Annotated in this window: 1 pseudogene; it reads left to right on the top strand. The window is 37.9% G+C overall.

Annotation, left to right across the window (positions count from 1 at the left end):
• A pseudogene (locus tag AC1DND_RS28700) lies at positions 1-850 on the top strand (DUF6443 domain-containing protein); the annotation flags it as partial.

The following is an 850-nucleotide window of genomic DNA, read 5'->3' on the forward strand; positions in this document are numbered from 1 at the left end:
GCCATACTTTAAGAACGGATTATGGAAAAAATAATAGTGATTTGAGTAATTCTACAACTGGATTCGCAGTAAGGATTTTCCGAGCTGAACTAATTAATTCTCCTGGCCAGGAACATATCACTACACTTTCAAGCCCAGGCTTTTATCCGAGCAATCAACTTATTGTTAAGATCATAAAAGATGAGAACTGGAATCCATCAGATGGAAAAGCTGGGACAGTAGAAGATTATAAGGATAATGAAGGTCATACTGTGTTGAAAAGGCATTTTAATCTAAAAGGAAATGTTATAGAAGTAATTAGTTGCTATTATGTTTATGATGACTTAGGAAATTTATGCTATGTACTGCCCGCTGGTGCAAACCCTGATAACGGCGTACCCTCCCAAAGTGAACTGGATAATTATTGCTATCAGTATAGGTATGACAGTCGAAAAAGATTGATCGAGAAACAATTACCTGGTAAAAAATGGGAATTAATGGTCTACAATCCCCTTGATCAGCTTGTGTTTAGTCAGGACCCAAATTTAAGAGATRCGGGCAAATGGTTATTTACTAAATATGATGCCTTTGGTAGGATAATTATTACAGGCACTTATGATAGTGGCTCTGATCGTGCAACTCTTCAAGATGCTGTAAATTCTCATGCCACAAACTTTGAGGAAGTAGCTGCAACGGGCATTGGCTATACAAACAATGCGCTTCCGCAATCTATTTCATATTACCATAGCATAAATTACTACGATAACTATAATTTTCCAAGCAATGGATTTGGTGCACCCTCAGCCAGTCAGGCTWGTGGCGATCGTGTAAATACACTATTAACTGCCACAAAAACGACTGTACTTGGTAC

This window comes from Pedobacter sp. 01N416, from assembly GCF_056399685.1.